The organism is Bacillus sp. SA1-12, from assembly GCF_000981385.1.
Taxonomy (GTDB): Bacteria; Bacillota; Bacilli; order Bacillales; family Bacillaceae; genus Metabacillus.
Window position 1 is genome coordinate 1 of the sequence record NZ_LATZ01000006.1, and the last position, 19,292, is coordinate 19,292.

The window sequence follows — 19,292 nt, forward strand, 5'->3', positions numbered from 1 at the left end:
ATGACCTCAATTACAAGTTTTATTGAGAAGAAACTAAAACTTAAAGTTAATAGAGAGAAGTCAGCGGTAGACCGCCCTTGGAAACGGAAGTTTCTTGGTTTCAGTTTTACAAACCATAAGAAACCCAAGGTCAGAATAGCGAATGAAAGTATCAAAAGACTAAAGTCTAGGATAAGACAGATCACATCTCGTTCAAAACCTAGTCCTATGGAAGTTAGAATTGAAAAACTAAACCAATATCTAACAGGGTGGTGCGGATACTTCGCTTTAGCTGATACACCAAGTAAGTTCAAAGAATTTGAAGAGTGGATAAGAAGAAGACTTCGTATGGTTGAATGGAAACAATGGAAAACACCTAAAACAAGAGTTAGAAAACTAAAAGGTTTAGGTGTTCCTGATAACAAGGTATACGAATGGGGAAACTCAAGAAAGAAATATTGGAGAATCGCCTGTAGTCCAATTCTACACAAAACCCTTGATAACTCCTATTGGAGTTCCCGTGGGCTTAAAAGTTTATATCAAAGATATGAATTTCTACGTCAAACTTAATTGAACCGCCGTATACCGAACGGTACGTACGGTGGTGTGAGAGGTCGGGGGTTAGTCACCCCCTCCTACTCGATTCAGCTTTCCTATGTAAAAATATTGATTTTATATACCCAGTACATCTCTTATGATATAACTTCAGATAATCGAAGAAGTAGATTTTTCCATTAACCTCTTGTTCAAAAGCGAGATCAAAGGCTGATGGAAAAATCCATTCTCCTATTGCATGTAACTGATGTTTTAGCGTATCAAAGCTGAAAAATAAATAATCAAAATAATCTAGATATACCTTTGTATTTCGAAAGCTTGTGTTTCTAATTGCCTCGTATTGCCACCATATACCTTTGTTAGCTTGAATGGGAAGGGGGCATATTGTTTGAAATAAAGGGAAGGTTCTATAGACAATGGCTAATGTTCGTACCATCCTTTTTAATGTCTTATGCCTAACTGCATCTTTCATTAATTTGTCATAGTCTATCTGATCACCAAAAAACGATATACACTGGAGGATATCTAGGAAATGCTTCATTGAATCTAAATTATGTCTCCATGCATGAAGACAGATCATATAAAACGTGTGATGCTCTGATAGCTGCTTAATAAAAGTATATGGTTTTAACGGTACAGCTTCAGCCCAAAATTCTGTAATGTCAAATCGACTTGTCTTTTGCTTCAATATATCCCAATGAATTTCTACAGTAAGGGGAATGGGTGAGCCCGGAATTTCCTTGCTTAGACTGCAATGAAAGTGGCCAGGAGCGCATTCCTCCTCCATCGTGAACCCCAGCTTTTTTATACAATCAATAACAATATTAAGATGGTCTGGCATTATCAAAAGATCAATATCAGAAGTTGATCTCGCAGCAAAATGACCAAAAACCTTTTCCGCAAACAAAATCCCCTTAAGAGGGATCGTTGGAATTTTTAATTCATCTAAAGACGTTAGAATCTTTTCCATTTGATTTTTTATAAATAAATTTTGGATAAGTCCTTGATTGTACATATTCTTTAAACGATTTTGGAAGAATGGGGGAGTCCGGTCTAGTCGATTTTGTTGTTTAAGAAAAAAATAGACTTGAGGAGCAATAGAAAAGTATTCAATGTCCTCAATTAATAGACGGTAAACTTCAGAGTCAATTTGCAATTCTGAGTTACGATCATAGAGAGATTGCAGAAAGTTTATTAGCATCATTTCTTCCCCTTTTAGCTAGATATGACAGACAGCTGACTTTCATGATTGTTATCTATTAAAAACTGAGTTTTCGTAAGTTGACGATAAAGACCTTCTTGCCCCATAAGCTCATGATGGGTGCCTTGTTGAACAATTTCTCCTTGATCCATCACGACGATTAAATCCGCATGCTGGATTGTTGATAACCGATGGGCGATAACTAAGGTTGTTTTATTTTTCATTAATCGATCCAAAGCTTCTTTCACCTGAAATTCTGATTCACTATCCAAAGCAGAAGTGGCTTCGTCAAGCAACAGGATCGGTGCATTCTTTAATATTGCCCTGGCAATAGCCAGCCGTTGTTTTTGTCCTCCAGAAAGTCTCACTCCGCGTTCACCAATTTCTGTTTCATATTGATTGGGAAGAGACATGATGAAATCATGGATATTAGCATGAATGGCAGCATTAATCATTTCGATTTCGGTTATGACAGGCCGTGCGATTAGGAGATTGTCTTTAATTGTCCCGCCAAAAAGAAAGGTTTCTTGTGCTACATAGGCAAATGTACTCCTTAAAATTGATGGGGGAAGGTCATGAATTGAGACATCATCCATCATAATTTGACCTGATTGGGGCTTATAAAAGCCCTGTAATAGGTTAAATAAAGTTGTTTTTCCAGCGCCGCTAGTCCCGACAAATGCGACTACTTTACCTGTAGGAATCTCTAAATTTAGATTATGAAATAGGATTGTTTCCGGCTCATGGGTAAAATGAACATCTTGAAATTTCAACGAGATAGGAATCTTGTGGATTTGTTCATAAGATGGTAACTCCAAAGAATCTAGTTTTTCATCTAAAACTGAAGAAATTCTTTCAACCGCTGAAGCAGAGCTTTGAAAGCTTCCCCATAAGCCGGCAATGCCTGTTAAAGGACTTATCAAACGTTGAATAAGGGTGACAAATGTTAGCAAAGAGCCAACAGAGATTGTTCCTTTTGAAACAAAAAATGCCCCAAGACAGAGACTAACAATATAGGAAATGGATGAGATGAAGCCCCCTGCTACATAAAAAGCGCCACGAAGCTTGGCATTTTTCATCTCTAATTCGAAGAAATCCTCGTTCTTTTGTTTAAAGAGATTAACAAATAATTTTTCAAGCAGAAATGAACGGATAACAGAGATTCCTTGGAACATTTCCGTCAAGTGGCTATTGATATCACCAATCTGGTTATAAATCGTTCTGCTATTGTTCCGGATTAAAATCCCAAAAATCCCACCAATAACAATGGCAATCGGTATAATAAGTAGACTAAGAACGGATAATTGCCAATGAATTTGCAGCATATAGAAAAAAACAGCCATTGATACTAATGGCAGCTGGATAAGATAAATTAAATTGCTTCCGATCACACCATTAATACAATTAATATCATTTGTAAAATGTGTTAATAGCTCTCCTGAACGGATTTTAGCTAATTGCTGGGATGGTAACAGCATGATCTGTTTTAAGACATCTTCTTTTAAGTCCTTCTTTATTTTGCTTGTGACATAGGACTCTAAATAAATATTATAATAACTAACAATTAAACTAATACAAATTAAAAGGATAGCTATTGGGATTAGTGATTGCAGCGTTTTAAATTGACTTTGGACAGCGGCGTCTGTGATCGCACCATAAAACCAAGCAAAGCCTAACGTAAGGAAAATTTCAATCAGTAATATAAGGAGAAGGCCTAAATAAGACTTCCAGCTTTTTAATAGATAGGGTCCGAGTAATTTAAACGTCTTTTGTATACCTGTAAAGTTAAATTCTTTCATCAGTATTATTAGTTTATCTTTAATCATAACGGAACACCTGACCGTGTACGATTTGTAGCTTTTATAGATAGATGAGAACTTAATACTTTAGACATAAATGGAAAAGAAATGATCAAGTTACTCCATAAAATCGCTGTATAGTCATCGATGTGAATTTTCTTATTTAATCGATTGATGGTTACTAGTTTTCCAATGATTTGCTCCTGCTTTACTGGTTCATCTGAGCAAAGGTTTGTATCCCCTTTAAGAACATAATGCGATTGATTATTTATTTGTTTTATTCTTAAAAAGCGATGGGCAATAAGTTGGCCTGATGCAGAATGATAAAGCAGGACATCGCCTTTTTTGACTGTATTTTCATTAAATGCTTCAAAACGGCATATGTTTCCCTTTTGAATAAATGGATACATACTCATTCCGGAGGAAGGAAGATCCATCCAACCATATTTTCGTATCGTATTAATTAGTAGATCGACAGTGTCTTTACTAAACTGCATGCTGCACCAATCCATATTCAATAAGTTCTGATAAAAAAGCCTCTATATCTTTTGGTAATGATTCATTCTGGATATCGTAAACATTTTTCAGAGATTGGCATAGAGATTGAAGCGTTTGTGGCTGGTCTAGCAAAGTCCAACATAAACCGCCAAGATTGTTTAGCTTTGTTACCGTAAAATTGTCAGTGTTCATAATGATCCAATCGTCATCAAGTTGAACTGTTTCATAATCACTTATTTTTATATACTGTTTCATTACGAGATCATCTCCCAAAAGGTGTTGTTTTTTTGAAAGTGGAGGTCATAGACTGGAACCTGATTCACTAACAATTTAAGTAAATTTAATATTCTTATAGTATCTTGCGGATCATCAGTCCAATAGAAAACTTTATCTATTATGGTTATGAGTCCGGATGATTTTGATAATCTTATCCGGTTATTATGTAATGACTGATGAAGAAGCTGGATGCTTTCTAAGATATGGGGCTGTGAATGACCATTTCCTTTAAGCTCACTTCTAAATGGTGAGTCATAGACCATTATTTCATTAGATGTAATTTTTATGATTGTTGCTTCATCTGATAAAAGTTCTCTAGGAAAAGACAATTTTGCAGCTGTCGATTTTCCAGCTCCTGACTGGCCTGAAAAAATATGGGCCGATCCCTTATCAAGTACACATGAAGAATGAAGTAAAATTCCCCAATTATGATGAACAATAAATGAACTGTAAAGATTCATTAATGCGTGTTTTAATGCGAGTTCGTTATGCACGAAAATAGTTGCTGATTTGTAATTTAGGTCCACTTTTATATTGTAATCGGCCCTTTTAAAGGAAATGTGATTTTCTGTATTTATTATAGATACTTGATAATTAACGAATGGAACTCCGTACCCATCTTCAATATGTAGGAATAAATCCGGAATTAGATTATTATCTTCTTCTATATAAAAATTGCGATCAAACATTGATATGACATTAATAGAATCACTTGTAACTAGAATAAGGTGTTCCCCAATCCTAATCCTTTTTTTATGCATCCTTTATTTGCTCCTTATTTTATAAAGAGGCCAATGACTATTGACCTCTAAGTGTTGATTATTATTTCCCTTTACCGTTCCCGTTACCAGGAGTTCCTGCACCACCTGGGGTAGGATTGGGATTATTTGGAGGCCAATTGATCCCATCATTTCCTGTACCAGGATGATCTAAGTTACCTTTCCCTGGATTCCAGCTCTGAGCAGTCTCAAACCGGATCGCCTGATGTTCTAAAACCACAGGCCGATTTTCATTAATTTTTCCTGTCATTTTATCACCTCCTCTGATATTTTCTTTATAAAGAACGATCGGGGTAAAAAAAGCGATTGTTAATTCTCTATTCGTTCGATCCTTTGTTCTCTATAACATTATAAAGTGTAATAAATCGAATGAAAAGGGGAATTTTTCGACATAACGAACAAAAAACAAGAATCTATAGGTTAGATGAAATGCTCGATAGAATTGTATTCAATAAAACGAACAGTCCCAAACAAAAAGAGCACATCGGCGACTTAGATCACCTACCGTGCTCATCCTTATTTATCATTATCATTTTGTAGCTTCCATTTGGTGAATTCCAAAAACTCGCGAAATTGTTCCTTGGAGACACCTGATTGCATGGCGTCCTGAACGAGTTTTTTCCATTCGTAGTCAAGTTCCTGTGGGTCTGTTTCACTTTGTTCATCGAGGAGGGTGTTAACGGACACGCCTAGAACGGATGAAACCTTTTCTAAAAACTGAACAGAAGGATTTGACTGGAGATTGCGTTCAATCGAACTTAAATAAGATTTTGCAACTCCTGCTCTTTCAGCTAGTTCGGATAAAGATAAATTTTTTTGAGTTCGGTATTTTTTAATTCGTGGACCAATCACGTCAAGTCACCTTCCTTTGTTAGCACTAGTATAACATATAAAGAAGGTATTGTTTTATATGAAGAACATTTTAGCAAAAAATTTACATAGTCTTACCTAACCTCACTTAGGGCAGGATTGCCTTTTTTAGCTAAAAAGGCTTTTATCTCTTCTACACTAATGCCGACTTCAAGTGCTTCTAAAATCAGCTCCACCCATTCACGGTCAAGATGGCCATCTTTGGTTATTTGATCAACAATTTCAATTTTCAACTTTTTACCCTCCTAAAATACTAGCCTGTATTTCAGGCAGCCCAGCCATCATAGTGGTAACGTTAGATCTGTGACTTTGCGTCCCTATTTTTCAACAGGTTTGCCTTTTACTGATATTGCCATTTTTTCATTCTAAAGTCCTTTTTATATATCTGACTTTCTAACTATACCTTATTATAAAAAGGTAGTTTCAGGAAGTGTGCTGAACGGTGTCGATTGAATAAAAATATTTAAAAGGGGAGTATTTTCTTATAAATGCAATAAAATGAGGGTAAAAATACCTATTTTTAACGGTGTTTTGTAAATTTCTTTATCTTACTTTTAAGGAGAATTTAAGAAAAACTAAATTTTTTGTTAAATATTTCTGAAAATTTTGTCGAATGATTTAAAGAAAAATGAAAAATGCTCCCTCGAAATGGTCAAGCCATTTTGTTTGAGAGAGCTGCACGAATGAATATTTAGTTGAAAATAGCTTGTTGGGTTAAATAAAAAACACCGCCATTTTGAATCGAAATCGAAATTTTTGGTTCATAGAGATCACGTAAAGCTTCCTTTTCTATATGATAACAGTCTGGTTTTTCGTCTAACTCTTCGTAAAAGTGGTCTAAAAGCTTAAGATCTTCGTCCCATCTTTGTCTAGCTGAATCTGCCCAATTATGGTCCTGCTCGCTTATGCTTTGTTCAATAAATTGCTGAATTCTCCTTAATCCGCTCTGTGGTCTGATTAAAGGTGTCATATTAAAGCAGAGGTCCGGAATTTTTGGTGTTAGCTGAAGCTTTTCTAGTTTATCTTGAAAGTTTTCTACTAATGTACCGCTAATTAGATGCAAGCCAATGGAATAGATCTGATCTTTTTTCATATCACATTGGCAGGAAACCATGATATTTACCCCAAGCCATGGATGTAAAGGTGTGTTTCCGTATGTCGTATTGACTTTTTCGAATAAACGGATATAACTTCCTAATTTCGTGGTGGATTGAAAGATTTGATGAAGGCGAGGTGCGCCAAAATGCATGACCTCACCCTTTAGATCTGCAGGTGCTTTTTGTTGATCTGTAATCAATGTTAACTTCATAGGGTTTGGAATCCCATTTGTTTTTTCAAGGTAATGCCAATAAAAGGGGCGATTCATTAATTCCTTGTCCATGTCGATTGTTAATTGTACGGTTAAATGACCTGGTTCGTTTTCGATGATCTCACAGGAATTGGCTGTAAAAAAGCTTTCTAGAAAGCTGTGGATTTTTTCCTGTTGCATAACATTACCACCTTTCAACCATAACGGTTATTGATTTCCGCAAGCAGCATTTCTTTGCTCTTGGGAGGCACTAGCATAATCAAGGATTGAGGTTAAGTTTTCCATTTTAATCTTCATCTCGCCATCACTTTTTGAATTGAGCATAATATCCTGGATATGCTCTTCGAAATTTTTAATTTCTAATTTTGTCAAAATTTCATCCAAATCACCAATTACTTTTTCAAATAAATTTATTTTTTCATAGAGCAGCTTTAGGATATGTTCTTCCACTGTGTTTCTTGTAGCCATATTGTAAATATGAACATCCTGCTCTTGTCCTAAGCGGTGAATCCGGCCAATTCTTTGCTCTAGCCTCATCGGGTTCCATGGCAGATCATAGTTAATGATATTGTGACAGAATTGCAGATTGATCCCTTCACCGCCTGCTTCTGTCGCAATGAGCACCTGTACCCGGTTTTTAAAGAGCTCTTTCATCCAATCTTTTTTTCCGCGTTTGAAGCCGCCGCGAAAAGGAACAGAGGTAATGCCATTTTGCTGTAAGAACCATTGCAGGTAAAATTGTGTAGCCCGATATTCCGTAAAGATGATCACTTTGTCATTTAGCTCTTTGATCAATTCAACGACCTTTTGGGCTTTTGTATTTTGTGTGACACCGTCAATCGCTCTCATCATGTCTTTAATAACTTCATTGGGTAAAACGGCTTTCTCTTCCTCTGGACGGTCGAGCATTTTCTTTAACGTCATATATACGGCTTCACGGCTGCTGCATGCTTCACGTTGAAGGGTCATGATAGAAAATGCATTTGCAGCATATTTTGATGAAGCTTTTAATGCAGTGATCGTGTCATAAAGATGTTGTTCTGTTTCGGAAAATTCAATCGGTACTGTTTCTACATGTCGTTTTGGCCACTCGATACCAGTGTCGCCGCGGCGATTTCGTATCATGACCTTATTAATCAGCTCGCGCAAATGCTCATGATCTTCTAATGAACGTTCCTTTGCAGAAAATGCTTCTGAAAAATACGATTCATTTCCTAAGTGGCCGGGCTTTAAGAGAGAAACAAGGTTGAAAATTTCTTCAACTCTGTTTTGTACAGGTGTTGCTGTTAGTAAAAGGCAATATTTTTTCTTAAGGTTTTGAACAAATTCATAGTTTTTGGTTTTATTATTTTTTAGCTTATGAGCTTCATCAATTATCACTAAATCATAGTTTTGCTCATAAACGATTTCCCGATGCGGGCTTCGTTTGGCTGTATCGATGGAAGATACAACAACATCATAAGCTTCCCAAACATAGCTTTTCTTTTGTTCAACCGCAGGGATGTAAAATTTTTCATTTAACTCACGTGCCCATTGAGAGACGAGTGAAGCGGGAACCAAAATTAACACCTTTTTGACTAAGCCGCGAATCATATATTCTTTTAGAATTAGTCCTGCCTCAATTGTCTTTCCTAAACCAACCTCATCAGCTAAAATAGCTTTTCCATTCATTTTTTCTACAACTCTTTGAGCTACCTCTAATTGATGGGGAAGCGGCGTAAAATGCGGAAGATGCATAGGCGCTTGTAAACCTTCAAATGTTGGTACGGCTGTATGCTGTTGAACTTCATAGCTAAGCTTAAAGAGCTCCCAGTTTGACCAAGCCCCATCATTTTCTAGTCTTTCAAAAAAACCTTCCTCCCAAGAGGAATCAAAGTATGTCTTTACATTCATAAGAATGACAGTCCTTTCTTAATCAATGCTGCTAGGGAATGTTCACTATTTCGTTAGAAAAAAAGGCTTTAAAGCTAATAATTTAAATGAATCATTAAAAACACGAACATTATTAAATGAAAAAACTTTAATGTTAAGGAAAAAATAGATTGCCGAAACCCTGCCCTCATGGTAGGATGTAAGTGAAGAAAGAAAGTTCTTAATTGTTTCATTCTTCTTAACTAGAAATGTTTGAATGTCATCGTCATTTATTGAAGTAGTATAACCATTTTAAAAACGAAATATGTGCGGATGAGAATAAGGGGAGAGACTATAGCTAAGGTATATAGCGCCGAAGGAGCAAACATCTGTGAATCTCTCAGGCAAAAAGACTCTTATTTGACGCGGCTCTGGAGAGTGTTTGCGTAAAAAGCAAACGACCAAAGGGGAAAGCCTTATGTGGCAGGTGTAAGTAGCGCTTTGCCGCTTTATACATAAGGTAAACTTTCAGGTAAAAGGACAGAGACTTCTACTATAAGATAGTGGGAGTTCTATGTCCTTTTTTTGATGCTTTTCATTTAGCCCAGCTTAAACTCCAAGTGAATCTATGAAGATAAGCAAGAGATCACGAGAACCACGTAGGATTCTTGACTAAGTCAGGCGAGACTTCAGGACGCGGCGGTTTAAGAGTGATAAGTCTCACTTTAAGTTTACCAAAAATAGAAGGGAGTCTATCCAACATGACAGAGTTAAAAAGAACACCATTATATAACGTATATAAAAACTACGGTGCTAAAACAATTGATTTTGGCGGCTGGGATTTGCCGGTTCAGTTTTCTTCTATTAAAGAAGAGCATGAAGCAGTTCGTACAAAAGCAGGTCTTTTTGATGTATCACATATGGGAGAAGTTGAGGTTCGGGGTAAAGACAGCCTGGCTTTTTTACAAAAGCTTGTGACTAACGATGTCGCTTTAATAAAGGATGGCGGCGCTCAATATACAGCTATGTGTTATGAAAATGGTGGAACTGTTGACGATTTGCTTATTTATCGAAAAGCAGAGGATGACTTCCTGCTTGTTATTAATGCGTCAAACATTGAGAAAGATGTTGAATGGCTAACATCTCACTTATTTGGGGACGTAACAATTAATAACATATCAGATGAAGTGGCTCTCTTAGCCCTTCAGGGTCCAGTTGCAGAAAAAGTGCTGCAATCACTTACCGATACGGATTTAGCGGCAATTAAGTTCTTTAAGTTTAAAAATGAAGTTAACATTGCTGGAGCCAAGGCGCTTGTTTCAAGAACAGGTTATACAGGTGAAGACGGCTTTGAAATATATTGTTCTGCAGATGATGCCGTTGGTCTTTGGGAACGTATTTTAGAAGCAGGGAAGGAAGACGGCGTAATCCCTTGCGGATTAGGTGCTCGTGACACACTTCGTTTTGAAGCAAATCTGCCGCTTTATGGTCAGGAGCTAGCTAAGGATATTACCCCGATCGAGGCAGGCATTGGATTTGCAGTAAAACCGAATAAAGATGTTGATTTTATTGGGAAAGCTGTTTTAAAGGAACAAAAAGAGAACGGCCCGGCACGAAAATTAGTCGGTATTGAATTGATAGACAAAGGCATTCCACGCCATGGATATGAAGTATTTGCTGATAATGAAGAAATTGGAGTTGTTACGACTGGTACTCAATCACCAACTTTAAAGAAAAACATTGGCGTGGCCTTATTAAAAGCAGAATTTACAGAGTTAGGAACAGAGGTAGAGGTTCAAATTCGTAAAAAAAGATTAAAAGCTGTTGTTGTAGCTACACCTTTTTACAAACGTGCAAAGAAATAATCGCAAAAGAAAAAAACATCCAACAATGAGAGGGGTTCACAAGCAATGAATCATCGCTATTTACCAATGACCGAGCAGGATAAGCAGGAAATGCTGCAAGCCATCGGTGTACAATCTGTTGATGAGCTGTTTCAAGATATTCCAGAAAGTGTTCGCTTTAAAGGGGAGTACAATATTAAAAAAGCGAAATCGGAAACAGAGCTTTTAAAAGAGCTTTCCCAATTAGCAGCTAAAAACAAAGATTTACGAAGTCATGCGTCATTTTTAGGTGCAGGGGTATATGATCATTACATGCCGGTCATCGTTGATCATGTTATTTCTCGTTCAGAATTCTATACTGCCTACACACCATATCAGCCAGAGATTTCTCAAGGTGAACTGCAAGCCATCTTTGAATTTCAAACAATGATTTGTGAATTAACCGGTATGGATGTTGCGAACTCTTCGATGTATGATGGCGGAACGTCACTAGCTGAAGCGGCAATGCTTGCTGCTGGACAAACAAAAAAGAAAAAGATACTTGTTTCAAAGGCAGTGCATCCTGAATCACGTGACGTTATTAAAACCTATGCGAAGGGTCAATACATTGAGGTTGTTGAAGTGCCTGTAAAAGATGGTGTAACCGATTTGGATGCACTAAAGCAAGAAATGTCAGATGATGTTGCAGCCGTTTTGGTTCAGTATCCAAATTTCTTTGGCCATATTGAACCTTTAAAAGAAATTGAACCGATCGCACACACTGGAAAAAGCATGTTTATCGTTTCATCTAATCCATTAGCTTTAGGCGCATTAACACCTCCTGGAACATTTGGTGCAGATATTGTTGCAGGAGATGCGCAGCCATTTGGCATTCCAACTGCTTTTGGCGGTCCGCACTGCGGATATTTTGCGGTTACAAACAAGCTTGTCAGAAAGGTTCCTGGGCGTCTAGTTGGCCAAACAACTGACGAAAATGGTAAACGAGGCTTTGTTTTGACGCTCCAAGCACGTGAACAGCATATTCGTCGTGATAAAGCGACCTCCAATATTTGTTCCAACCAAGCATTAAATGCTCTTGCAGCCTCAGTTGCGATGACTGCACTTGGCAAGCAGGGAGTAAAAGAGATGGCTATTCAAAATATTCAAAAGGCCAATTATGCGAAAAATGCATGTGTAAAAGCAGGATTGGATGTACCTTTTACACAGCCTATTTTTAATGAATTTGTTGTAAAGCTTACAAAACCAGTTCGTGAAGTAAATAAACAGTTATTAGAAAAAGGAATCATCTGCGGCTTTGATTTGGGTACAATCTATCCTGAGCTTGAAAACCATATGCTCATCGCTGTAACAGAGCTGCGCACAAAAGAAGAAATTGACACTCTTGTAGAGGAATTGGGGGATGGCAATGAATAATCAAGATCAAGCATTAATTTTTGAACTGAGCAAAAAAGGCCGTGTAGGGTATAGTCTGCCTGAGCTTGAAGTTGAAGAATTGTCATTAGATGAACTAATTCCTTCTGACTATCTACGCAGTGAAGAGGCAGAGCTGCCTGAAGTATCTGAGCTGGATATCATGAGACATTATACGGCACTTTCTAAACGCAATCATGGCGTTGATTCTGGTTTTTATCCATTAGGATCTTGTACAATGAAGTACAATCCAAAAATCAATGAAAATGTTGCTCGTATAGCTGGTCTGGCACATATTCATCCATTACAAGATGAGTCTACGGTTCAAGGGGCTATGGAGCTTTTATTTGACCTGCAGGAGCATTTGAAAGAAATCACTGGTATGGATGAAGTAACGCTGCAGCCAGCAGCAGGGGCTCATGGTGAATGGACTGGACTTATGATGATTCGTGCCTATCATGAAGCCAACAATGATTTGAAACGTACAAAAGTGATTGTTCCAGACTCGGCACATGGTACGAATCCAGCATCAGCAACTGTAGCAGGATTTGAAACTGTGACGGTTAAATCAGATGAAAATGGATTAGTGGATTTAGAGGATTTAAGACGTGTTGTTGACGAGCATACAGCAGCATTAATGCTAACTAACCCTAACACGCTGGGATTATTTGAAGCACATATTTTAGAAATGGCGAAAATTGTCCACGATGCGGGCGGAAAGCTTTATTATGATGGGGCTAATCTAAATGCTGTATTGAGTAAAGCACGTCCAGGAGATATGGGCTTTGATGTGGTTCACCTTAACCTGCATAAAACATTTACAGGACCGCATGGCGGCGGCGGCCCAGGTTCAGGTCCGGTCGGAGTAAAAGCAGATCTTATTCCATTTTTACCAAAGCCTGTCCTTGTTAAAACAGAAGAAGGCTATCATTTTGATTATAATCGTCCGCAATCGATTGGCCGCGTGAAGCCATTCTACGGGAATTTTGGAATCAATGTTCGCGCTTATACGTATATTCGCACAATGGGACCAGATGGGTTAAAGGCTGTAACAGAATTCGCTGTGTTAAATGCAAATTATATGATGCGCCGTCTTGCGCCATTTTATGATTTACCATTTAACCAGCATTGCAAGCATGAATTCGTATTATCAGGAAAGCGTCAAAAGAAGCTTGGCGTACGTACACTTGATATTGCAAAACGTTTGCTGGATTTTGGCTATCATCCGCCAACAATCTATTTCCCATTGAATGTAGAAGAGTGTATCATGATTGAACCAACTGAAACAGAATCGAAAGAAACACTTGATTCCTTTATTGATGCGATGATTCAGATCGCGAAGGAAGCGGAAGAAACACCTGAAATTGTTCAAGAAGCACCTCATACAACTGTTGTTAAACGTCTGGATGAAACAACAGCTGCCAGAAAGCCGATTTTAAAATATCAACGCTAAGTCGAAAAAACTGATTTGCTGTAGGAATGCTCTTACTAGCAAATCGGTTTTTTTGTGCTTCCTTGCCGAAAAGCAGGAGATTCACAAAGGTTGTGACTAGTTTTTAGAACCTTTGTCGACATGGAGGAAAAGGATACAGCCCTTGAAGAATTAATAGGTTAGCAAAAAATAAAAAGAGGGTTGGTGGATAGATTGGCAACTAAATATGTAACGATTTCAAAAGCTGCTTCCTTAATCGGGGAAAAGGCATACTTATTGAAAAACTGGGAAGAAGAATTTCCAGAGTTTTTGTCATTTAAACGAGATGACAAAAACACAAGGCTGCTTACGGCTGATAACATTGAAATGCTAAGGAAAATTAAATCGTTTAAAGAAAGCAATTTGGATACCCAAACAATTAAACAATTATTGCAAAACCAAAATGGTTCACCTGTTCAAACAACAGCTCAATTAGAAGAGCAGGATGTTTCTGATCTAAAGGAGTCGCTTACGAAAATTACATCCTTTATCGAATCGTCTGAATTGCAGGAAATATTTAAGCTTGATGAGCGTTTAAAGCAGTTGGAACAAAATGTTGTGCAGTCGGTAAACAACCAAATTGCAAAAACGGCTAAACTGCAGACTGAGATTGCTCGTATTGAGTTTTCAGATGTACAGGAAATGATTAGCTCATTGTCAGATGTATCTGAATCAGAGCGGGAATTATATAAAGAAGAAATTCGCCGTGAACGAGAGTTAGTTCAAAAGCAAACGGATGAACGTGAAGAGCGCTTCTTAGCCTTTCTCAAGCAGCATCAGGATAGGCAAGAAAGAATTAAACATGAGCAAAGATCTGGCTTGGCCGTTATTAAACAAATTATGGGCTTTGCAAAATAAAGAAAAAAGCAGACACAGTTACAGTCTTATCGAATTGATAAAGAACTGTGAACTGAGTCTGCTTTTTTTTATCCATTTTTTTTCTTTATTTTCCCTGTCCAGCCTTTAAATCCGCCTTTTAAACAGTTTATATCACTGTAGCCTTTGCGTTTAAGCATTTGTGCTGCACGGCCGCTTCTTACAGTGTTTTGGCAGTATAGATAGACTGGCTGATCCTGACGGATTTCTTTGTAACGTTGACGCAATTGGGATAACGGAATGTTTCTGGCGCCTAAAATATGACCGCCTTCAAATTCATTTGGCTCACGGACATCAATTAGTTGTGCTTTGCGATAGCCTGCTCGGAAATCTTCTTCTGTTAGATGTTTCATAATTTTCCGTTGATAGAAAAAAGTAAAAGCAGAGTAACCGATTAGTGCTGCTGCTAAAATAATGAGTAACCATGTTGTTGTCAAAATGCTCGACCCCTTTTATGTATGTTTTTCTAATTGTAAGCTCTTTAGAACTCTAAAGTAAACCTCTCTTATTATATAAAAGCTCGTCTTAATTGTCATTAGCTAACATGCAATATTATTTCCTTCTTTCGAAAGTTTTGCTAGACTTAAGTAGTAAAATTTTTAAAAAAGAAGGGTTACATTATGACGAAGGAAGTTTGGCGATATATTGATTCGGGTAATTGTTCACCAGCATTTAATATGGCTTTGGATGAAGCTTTATTAGATTGGCATAGTACAGGAAAAATACCGCCTACCATTCGATTTTATGGCTGGAATCCAGCTACACTTTCGATCGGTTATTTTCAAAAGGTAGAAAAAGAGATAAATTTAGATGCTGTTAAAAAATATGGATTAGGTTTTGTTAGAAGGCCGACAGGCGGACGCGGGGTTCTGCATGACAAGGAACTTACCTATAGCGTCATTGTTTCTGAGGAGCATCCAGATATGCCTAAAACGGTAACAGAAGCGTATCGCGTCATTTCAGAAGGGATTTTAGAAGGATTTAAAAATCTGGGCCTTGATGCGTATTTTGCTATCCCGCGTACGGAAGAGGAAAGGCAAGGGCTGAAGTCACCTCGTTCTGCTGTGTGCTTTGATGCGCCTTCCTGGTATGAGCTTGTTGTTGAAGGACGGAAAGTAGCAGGGAGCGCTCAAACTCGGCAAAAGGGTGTCATCCTTCAGCATGGCTCGATCTTGCTTGATTTAGATGAGGATTTATTATTTGACTTATTTACCTATCCAAATGACAGAGTAAGGGAAAGGATGCAACGTGCCTTTAAGAACAAAGCTGTTGCCACAAATACCCTGCGCGATGAGCCAGTAACATTAGAAGAAGCGAAGAAAGCTTTTAAAGAAGGCTTTGAAAAAGGTTTAAATATTGAATTAAAGCCATATACTCTTACTCCTGAAGAACTTGAAGTTGTTGAAACTTTGGCAAAAGAGAAATATGAGAGTGATGAGTGGAACTTTAAAAGATAAATCAGAAATCGAGTAAAGACGTGATCGCAGAGGTTGCGTCTTTTTTCTTTAGAAGAATAGCTAGTAAAACAAATGCAAATTTTATAAAAATCAATTATAATAGAATCTTGTTGTCAATTGAGCAAAGGTAAACCCTGTTGAATTAAAAATGTATTTTTTTCGACATAAATTATGATAAACCCTTATAAATCAATTTTTTTTGACAAGTTTCACCTTGCAAGTGACAAAATCCTTCAAAAACCATCCTTTTTGGAAGGATATCTTATAAAAACGTACTTTTTCTTTGCTTTTTAATGAGTTTTCGATTTGACAAATTGATAAGAAGTTGACCAAAAAACTATATATAGTATTGTTTGTAATTTTTGAGACACTATATATTGAATAATGTGGTCAGATATGGTAAGTTTAATCAGAACATAATAGAGAGATAGATAGAGGAGTTGTTACAATGACTGTTGGTACTGAGCAAAAGATGACCATAAATGTGGAAAAGCTTAACAAGGATATCGCAGCATTTCCGCAGGTTCATCCAATTACAGAGGATATGAAGTTAACTCATAAGGGTGTATCAAGACTTGTTATGCTTGACCGTTATACGTTTAAGGATACGGAGAAGATTACCCTTTCTGAAGGTGACTTTGTTGTTCTCACGATTAAAGAGGATCCTAAATTCCCGGCACGAGGACTTGGATTCATCAAAGAAATTGATTGGCAAGCAAAAACGGCAAGCGTACTTGTTGATGAGGAATACCGTCATTCTTTAGACAAACCTGAGGAAGTAGAAACAGGTATTGTAAAACGCTCGTTAGACGTCATTGAGAAACCGCTTGAAATCTTTTACGAACAAATTGCGAAACGAAATGCAACGGGATTAGCATCGGTAGAAGCAACGGAAGAAAAACGTAAGGAATGGTTCGAAAAGTTTTATCAAGAGCTTGTGAATTTAAACTTTATTCCTGCAGGTCGTGTCCTTTATGGAGCAGGCGCAGGAACGGATGTAACATACTTTAACTGCTATGTCATGCCATTTGTTAAAGATTCACGTGAAGGCATTTCTGAACACCGAAAGCAGGTAATGGAAATCATGAGCCGCGGCGGCGGTGTTGGTACGAACGGCTCCACTTTACGTCCTCGCAATACTCTTGCACGCGGTGTAAATGGTAAATCATCAGGATCTGTATCATGGCTGGATGATATTGCGAAATTAACGCACCTGGTTGAACAAGGCGGATCACGCAGAGGTGCTCAAATGATCATGCTTGCCGACTGGCATCCTGATATCATTGAATTCATCATCTCAAAAATGCAGAATCCGCGAATTCTAAGATACTTAATTGAAAATACAAATGATGAAGCGATCAAAAAATACGCACAAGATAAATTAAAGTTCACGCCGCTTACTCAACAAGAAATTGATATGTATCAAGGGATTATTAATTACAAGAATATCCCTGGAACAGGCGGTTTTAGTGAAAAAATAATTAAAGATGCAGAAATCAAACTTCGCACAGGCGGTAATTACAGCGTTCATAATTCTGAATTCCTTACTGGTGCAAATATTTCTGTAACGTTAACAAAAGATTTTATGGATGCAGTTGAAAAAGATGCTGACTATGAACTGCGTTTCCCAGATGTGGAAAGCTACAATGAAGAAAACATGAAGGCGTACAACGAGAATTGGCATAAAGTTGGTGATGTACGCGAGTGGGAGAAACTTGGTTACAAGGTTCGCACATATCGTAAAATTAAAGCAAAAGAGCTCTGGAACTTGATTAATATTTGTGCAACCTATTCAGCAGAGCCGGGCATTTTCTTTATCGATAACGCAAACGACATGACAAATGCGAAAGCATACGGCCAGCAGGTTGTTGCGACAAATCCATGTGGTGAACAACCCCTTGCTCCTTACAGTGTCTGTAACTTAGCTGCGGTTAACCTAGCTGAAATGGCGAATAAAGAAACAAAAACGGTCGACTTTGATAAATTAAGAAAAACCGTAGAAGTCGGTGTGAGAATGCAGGATAACGTCATCGATGCTACTCCATACTTCTTACCGGAAAACAAACATCAAGCACTAGGTGAGCGCCGTGTTGGTCTTGGTGTAATGGGCTTGCATGATCTTCTTATTTACTGTGAGACTGAATATGGTTCAGAAGAGGGAAATCTCTTAATTGACAAAGTATTTGAAACGATTGCGACAACAGCTTATCGTGCTTCCATCGAATTAGCGAAAGAAAAAGGCAGCTTTCCTTTCTTGGTTGGCGAAACTGAAGCAGAGACACACCGTCTTCGTGAAGCATTTACCCAAACGGGCTTCATGAGTAAAATGCCTGCTGATCTTTTAGACGCTGTGAAAGAGTTCGGTATCCGTAATTCACACCTATTAACTGTCGCACCTACTGGATCAACAGGTACGATGGTTGGAGTATCGACAGGTCTTGAGCCTTACTTCTCATTTTCTTACTTCCGCAGCGGAAGACTGGGAAAATTCATTGAAGTAAAAGCTGATATTGTACAAGAGTATTTAGATCAACATCCAGAAGCAGATCCTAACAATCTGCCATCATGGTTTGTTTCCGCAATGGAATTGGCTCCTGAAGCACATGCAGATGTACAGTGTGTCATCCAGCGCTGGATTGATAGCTCAATTAGTAAGACGGTTAATGCTCCTAAAGGCTATACAGTAGAGCAGGTAGAAAAGGTATACGAGCGTTTATATAAAGGCGGTGCCAAGGGTGGTACTGTTTATGTAGACGGCAGCCGTGACACGCAAGTATTAACACTTAAAGCGGAAGAGAATACTTTTGATGAGACTGAGGATGTAGCAACAAAAGAAAAAGGTAAAGTGGTTCTTGTTGATACCATTAACGATCTCCGCTCAACAGATGTCACAATAGGGAATGAAGTAGGAAATACTTGTCCTGTATGTCGTGAAGGTACGGTAGAGGATCTTGGCGGATGTAATACATGTACGAGCTGTGGTGCACAGCTTAAATGCGGATTGTAAAAATAGTGTAGCTGAAAGGATCTGGCTAATGTCAGATCCTTTTTCATGTCTAGCTTTCGGATAAAAAGAAAAAATAGTGATAACAGAAGCGAAATTTCCATATTTCTTGT

The 19,292-nt window shown here is 37.8% G+C and carries 18 protein-coding genes and 2 riboswitches; of the genes, 7 read left to right on the top strand and 11 right to left on the bottom strand.

Annotation, left to right across the window (positions count from 1 at the left end; all coding sequences use genetic code 11):
- Positions 1-549 (top strand): group II intron maturase-specific domain-containing protein (locus tag WQ54_RS05545; RefSeq protein WP_046513289.1); only part of this gene is annotated, 549 nt, incomplete at its 5' end.
- A 55-nt stretch (positions 550-604) separates the two neighbouring features.
- Here WQ54_RS05545 and WQ54_RS05550 read toward each other — a convergent pair.
- From WQ54_RS05550 to WQ54_RS05590, 10 genes are all read right to left on the bottom strand, one after another.
- Positions 605-1,738, bottom strand: a complete 1,134-nt coding sequence (locus WQ54_RS05550) for a nucleotidyltransferase family protein (protein ID WP_231597458.1) — start codon at positions 1,736-1,738, stop codon at positions 605-607.
- A gap of 11 nt (positions 1,739-1,749) precedes the next feature.
- A complete protein-coding gene (locus WQ54_RS05555) occupies positions 1,750-3,561 on the bottom strand; it encodes an ABC transporter ATP-binding protein (protein ID WP_046513292.1) in 1,812 nt (603 codons plus the stop codon).
- Positions 3,558-4,031 (bottom strand): signal peptidase I, encoded by a 474-nt coding sequence (locus WQ54_RS05560; protein WP_046513295.1) that lies wholly within the window; start codon positions 4,029-4,031, stop codon positions 3,558-3,560. The genes WQ54_RS05555 and WQ54_RS05560 overlap by 4 nt, the downstream gene beginning before the upstream one ends.
- On the bottom strand, positions 4,021-4,287 hold the full coding sequence (locus WQ54_RS05565) for a PqqD family protein (protein ID WP_046513297.1): 267 nt from the start codon (positions 4,285-4,287) through the stop codon (positions 4,021-4,023). The genes WQ54_RS05560 and WQ54_RS05565 overlap by 11 nt, the downstream gene beginning before the upstream one ends.
- Complete coding sequence (locus tag WQ54_RS05570) at positions 4,287-5,069, bottom strand: hypothetical protein (protein WP_046513300.1); 783 nt, start codon at positions 5,067-5,069, stop codon at positions 4,287-4,289. The genes WQ54_RS05565 and WQ54_RS05570 overlap by 1 nt, the downstream gene beginning before the upstream one ends.
- A gap of 61 nt (positions 5,070-5,130) precedes the next feature.
- Positions 5,131-5,337, bottom strand: coding sequence for a hypothetical protein (locus WQ54_RS05575; RefSeq protein ID WP_046513303.1), 207 nt, complete (start codon positions 5,335-5,337; stop codon positions 5,131-5,133).
- Positions 5,338-5,603: 266 nt separating this feature from the next.
- Positions 5,604-5,939 carry a helix-turn-helix domain-containing protein gene (locus WQ54_RS05580; RefSeq protein ID WP_046513307.1) on the bottom strand — a complete coding sequence of 112 codons (336 nt, stop codon included), beginning with the start codon at positions 5,937-5,939 and terminating at the stop codon, positions 5,604-5,606.
- A gap of 92 nt (positions 5,940-6,031) precedes the next feature.
- The gene (locus WQ54_RS32435) at positions 6,032-6,190 is read right to left on the bottom strand and encodes an anti-repressor SinI family protein (RefSeq protein WP_084821852.1); all 159 of its coding nucleotides are present in this window, start codon (positions 6,188-6,190) and stop codon (positions 6,032-6,034) included.
- A gap of 32 nt (positions 6,191-6,222) precedes the next feature.
- A riboswitch (cyclic di-GMP riboswitch) is annotated at positions 6,223-6,305 on the bottom strand.
- A 343-nt stretch (positions 6,306-6,648) separates the two neighbouring features.
- Positions 6,649-7,446 carry a YqhG family protein gene (locus tag WQ54_RS05585; RefSeq protein WP_046513310.1) on the bottom strand — a complete coding sequence of 266 codons (798 nt, stop codon included), beginning with the start codon at positions 7,444-7,446 and terminating at the stop codon, positions 6,649-6,651.
- A 27-nt stretch (positions 7,447-7,473) separates the two neighbouring features.
- Positions 7,474-9,159: a DEAD/DEAH box helicase gene (locus WQ54_RS05590; RefSeq protein WP_046513313.1), complete on the bottom strand. Its 1,686-nt coding sequence runs from the start codon at positions 9,157-9,159 to the stop codon at positions 7,474-7,476.
- 291 nt (positions 9,160-9,450) lie between these two features.
- Positions 9,451-9,543: riboswitch (glycine riboswitch) on the top strand.
- Between the two features lie 335 nt (positions 9,544-9,878).
- Here WQ54_RS05590 and gcvT point away from each other — a divergent pair.
- From gcvT to WQ54_RS05610, 4 genes are all read left to right on the top strand, one after another.
- A complete protein-coding gene (gcvT, locus tag WQ54_RS05595) occupies positions 9,879-10,982 on the top strand; it encodes a glycine cleavage system aminomethyltransferase GcvT (RefSeq protein WP_046513316.1) in 1,104 nt (367 codons plus the stop codon).
- A gap of 45 nt (positions 10,983-11,027) precedes the next feature.
- The gene (gene gcvPA / locus WQ54_RS05600; RefSeq protein ID WP_046513319.1) at positions 11,028-12,374 is read left to right on the top strand and encodes an aminomethyl-transferring glycine dehydrogenase subunit GcvPA; all 1,347 of its coding nucleotides are present in this window, start codon (positions 11,028-11,030) and stop codon (positions 12,372-12,374) included.
- Positions 12,367-13,824: an aminomethyl-transferring glycine dehydrogenase subunit GcvPB gene (gene gcvPB, locus WQ54_RS05605; protein WP_046513322.1), complete on the top strand. Its 1,458-nt coding sequence runs from the start codon at positions 12,367-12,369 to the stop codon at positions 13,822-13,824. The genes gcvPA and gcvPB overlap by 8 nt, the downstream gene beginning before the upstream one ends.
- Positions 13,825-14,016: 192 nt before the next feature.
- Entirely contained in the window at positions 14,017-14,700 is a 684-nt protein-coding gene (locus tag WQ54_RS05610) for a helix-turn-helix domain-containing protein (protein WP_046513324.1), read from the top strand.
- A 68-nt stretch (positions 14,701-14,768) separates the two neighbouring features.
- On the opposite strand, the gene WQ54_RS05615 is transcribed toward WQ54_RS05610, so the two are convergent.
- On the bottom strand, positions 14,769-15,155 hold the full coding sequence (locus tag WQ54_RS05615; protein WP_046513327.1) for a rhodanese-like domain-containing protein: 387 nt from the start codon (positions 15,153-15,155) through the stop codon (positions 14,769-14,771).
- Between the two features lie 183 nt (positions 15,156-15,338).
- On the opposite strand from WQ54_RS05615, the gene WQ54_RS05620 reads away from it, so the two are divergent.
- Together WQ54_RS05620 and WQ54_RS05625 are read left to right on the top strand one after the other, a co-directional pair.
- Positions 15,339-16,175, top strand: coding sequence for a biotin/lipoate A/B protein ligase family protein (locus WQ54_RS05620; protein WP_046513330.1), 837 nt, complete (start codon positions 15,339-15,341; stop codon positions 16,173-16,175).
- 448 nt (positions 16,176-16,623) lie between these two features.
- Entirely contained in the window at positions 16,624-19,182 is a 2,559-nt protein-coding gene (locus WQ54_RS05625; RefSeq protein WP_046513331.1) for a vitamin B12-dependent ribonucleotide reductase, read from the top strand.
- Positions 19,183-19,292 lie beyond the last annotated feature (110 nt).

Coding starts and splice junctions, on each gene's coding strand:
- WQ54_RS05550 (WP_231597458.1), bottom strand. CDS start 1,738: ATGATGCTAATAAACTTTCTGCAATCTCTCTATGATCGTAACTCAGAA.
- WQ54_RS05555 (WP_046513292.1), bottom strand. CDS start 3,561: ATGATTAAAGATAAACTAATAATACTGATGAAAGAATTTAACTTTACA.
- WQ54_RS05560 (WP_046513295.1), bottom strand. CDS start 4,031: ATGCAGTTTAGTAAAGACACTGTCGATCTACTAATTAATACGATACGA.
- WQ54_RS05565 (WP_046513297.1), bottom strand. CDS start 4,287: ATGAAACAGTATATAAAAATAAGTGATTATGAAACAGTTCAACTTGAT.
- WQ54_RS05570 (WP_046513300.1), bottom strand. CDS start 5,069: ATGCATAAAAAAAGGATTAGGATTGGGGAACACCTTATTCTAGTTACA.
- WQ54_RS05575 (WP_046513303.1), bottom strand. CDS start 5,337: ATGACAGGAAAAATTAATGAAAATCGGCCTGTGGTTTTAGAACATCAG.
- WQ54_RS05585 (WP_046513310.1), bottom strand. CDS start 7,446: ATGCAACAGGAAAAAATCCACAGCTTTCTAGAAAGCTTTTTTACAGCC.
- WQ54_RS05590 (WP_046513313.1), bottom strand. CDS start 9,159: ATGAATGTAAAGACATACTTTGATTCCTCTTGGGAGGAAGGTTTTTTT.
- gcvT (WP_046513316.1), top strand. CDS start 9,879: ATGACAGAGTTAAAAAGAACACCATTATATAACGTATATAAAAACTAC.
- gcvPA (WP_046513319.1), top strand. CDS start 11,028: ATGAATCATCGCTATTTACCAATGACCGAGCAGGATAAGCAGGAAATG.
- gcvPB (WP_046513322.1), top strand. CDS start 12,367: ATGAATAATCAAGATCAAGCATTAATTTTTGAACTGAGCAAAAAAGGC.
- WQ54_RS05620 (WP_046513330.1), top strand. CDS start 15,339: ATGACGAAGGAAGTTTGGCGATATATTGATTCGGGTAATTGTTCACCA.
- WQ54_RS05625 (WP_046513331.1), top strand. CDS start 16,624: ATGACTGTTGGTACTGAGCAAAAGATGACCATAAATGTGGAAAAGCTT.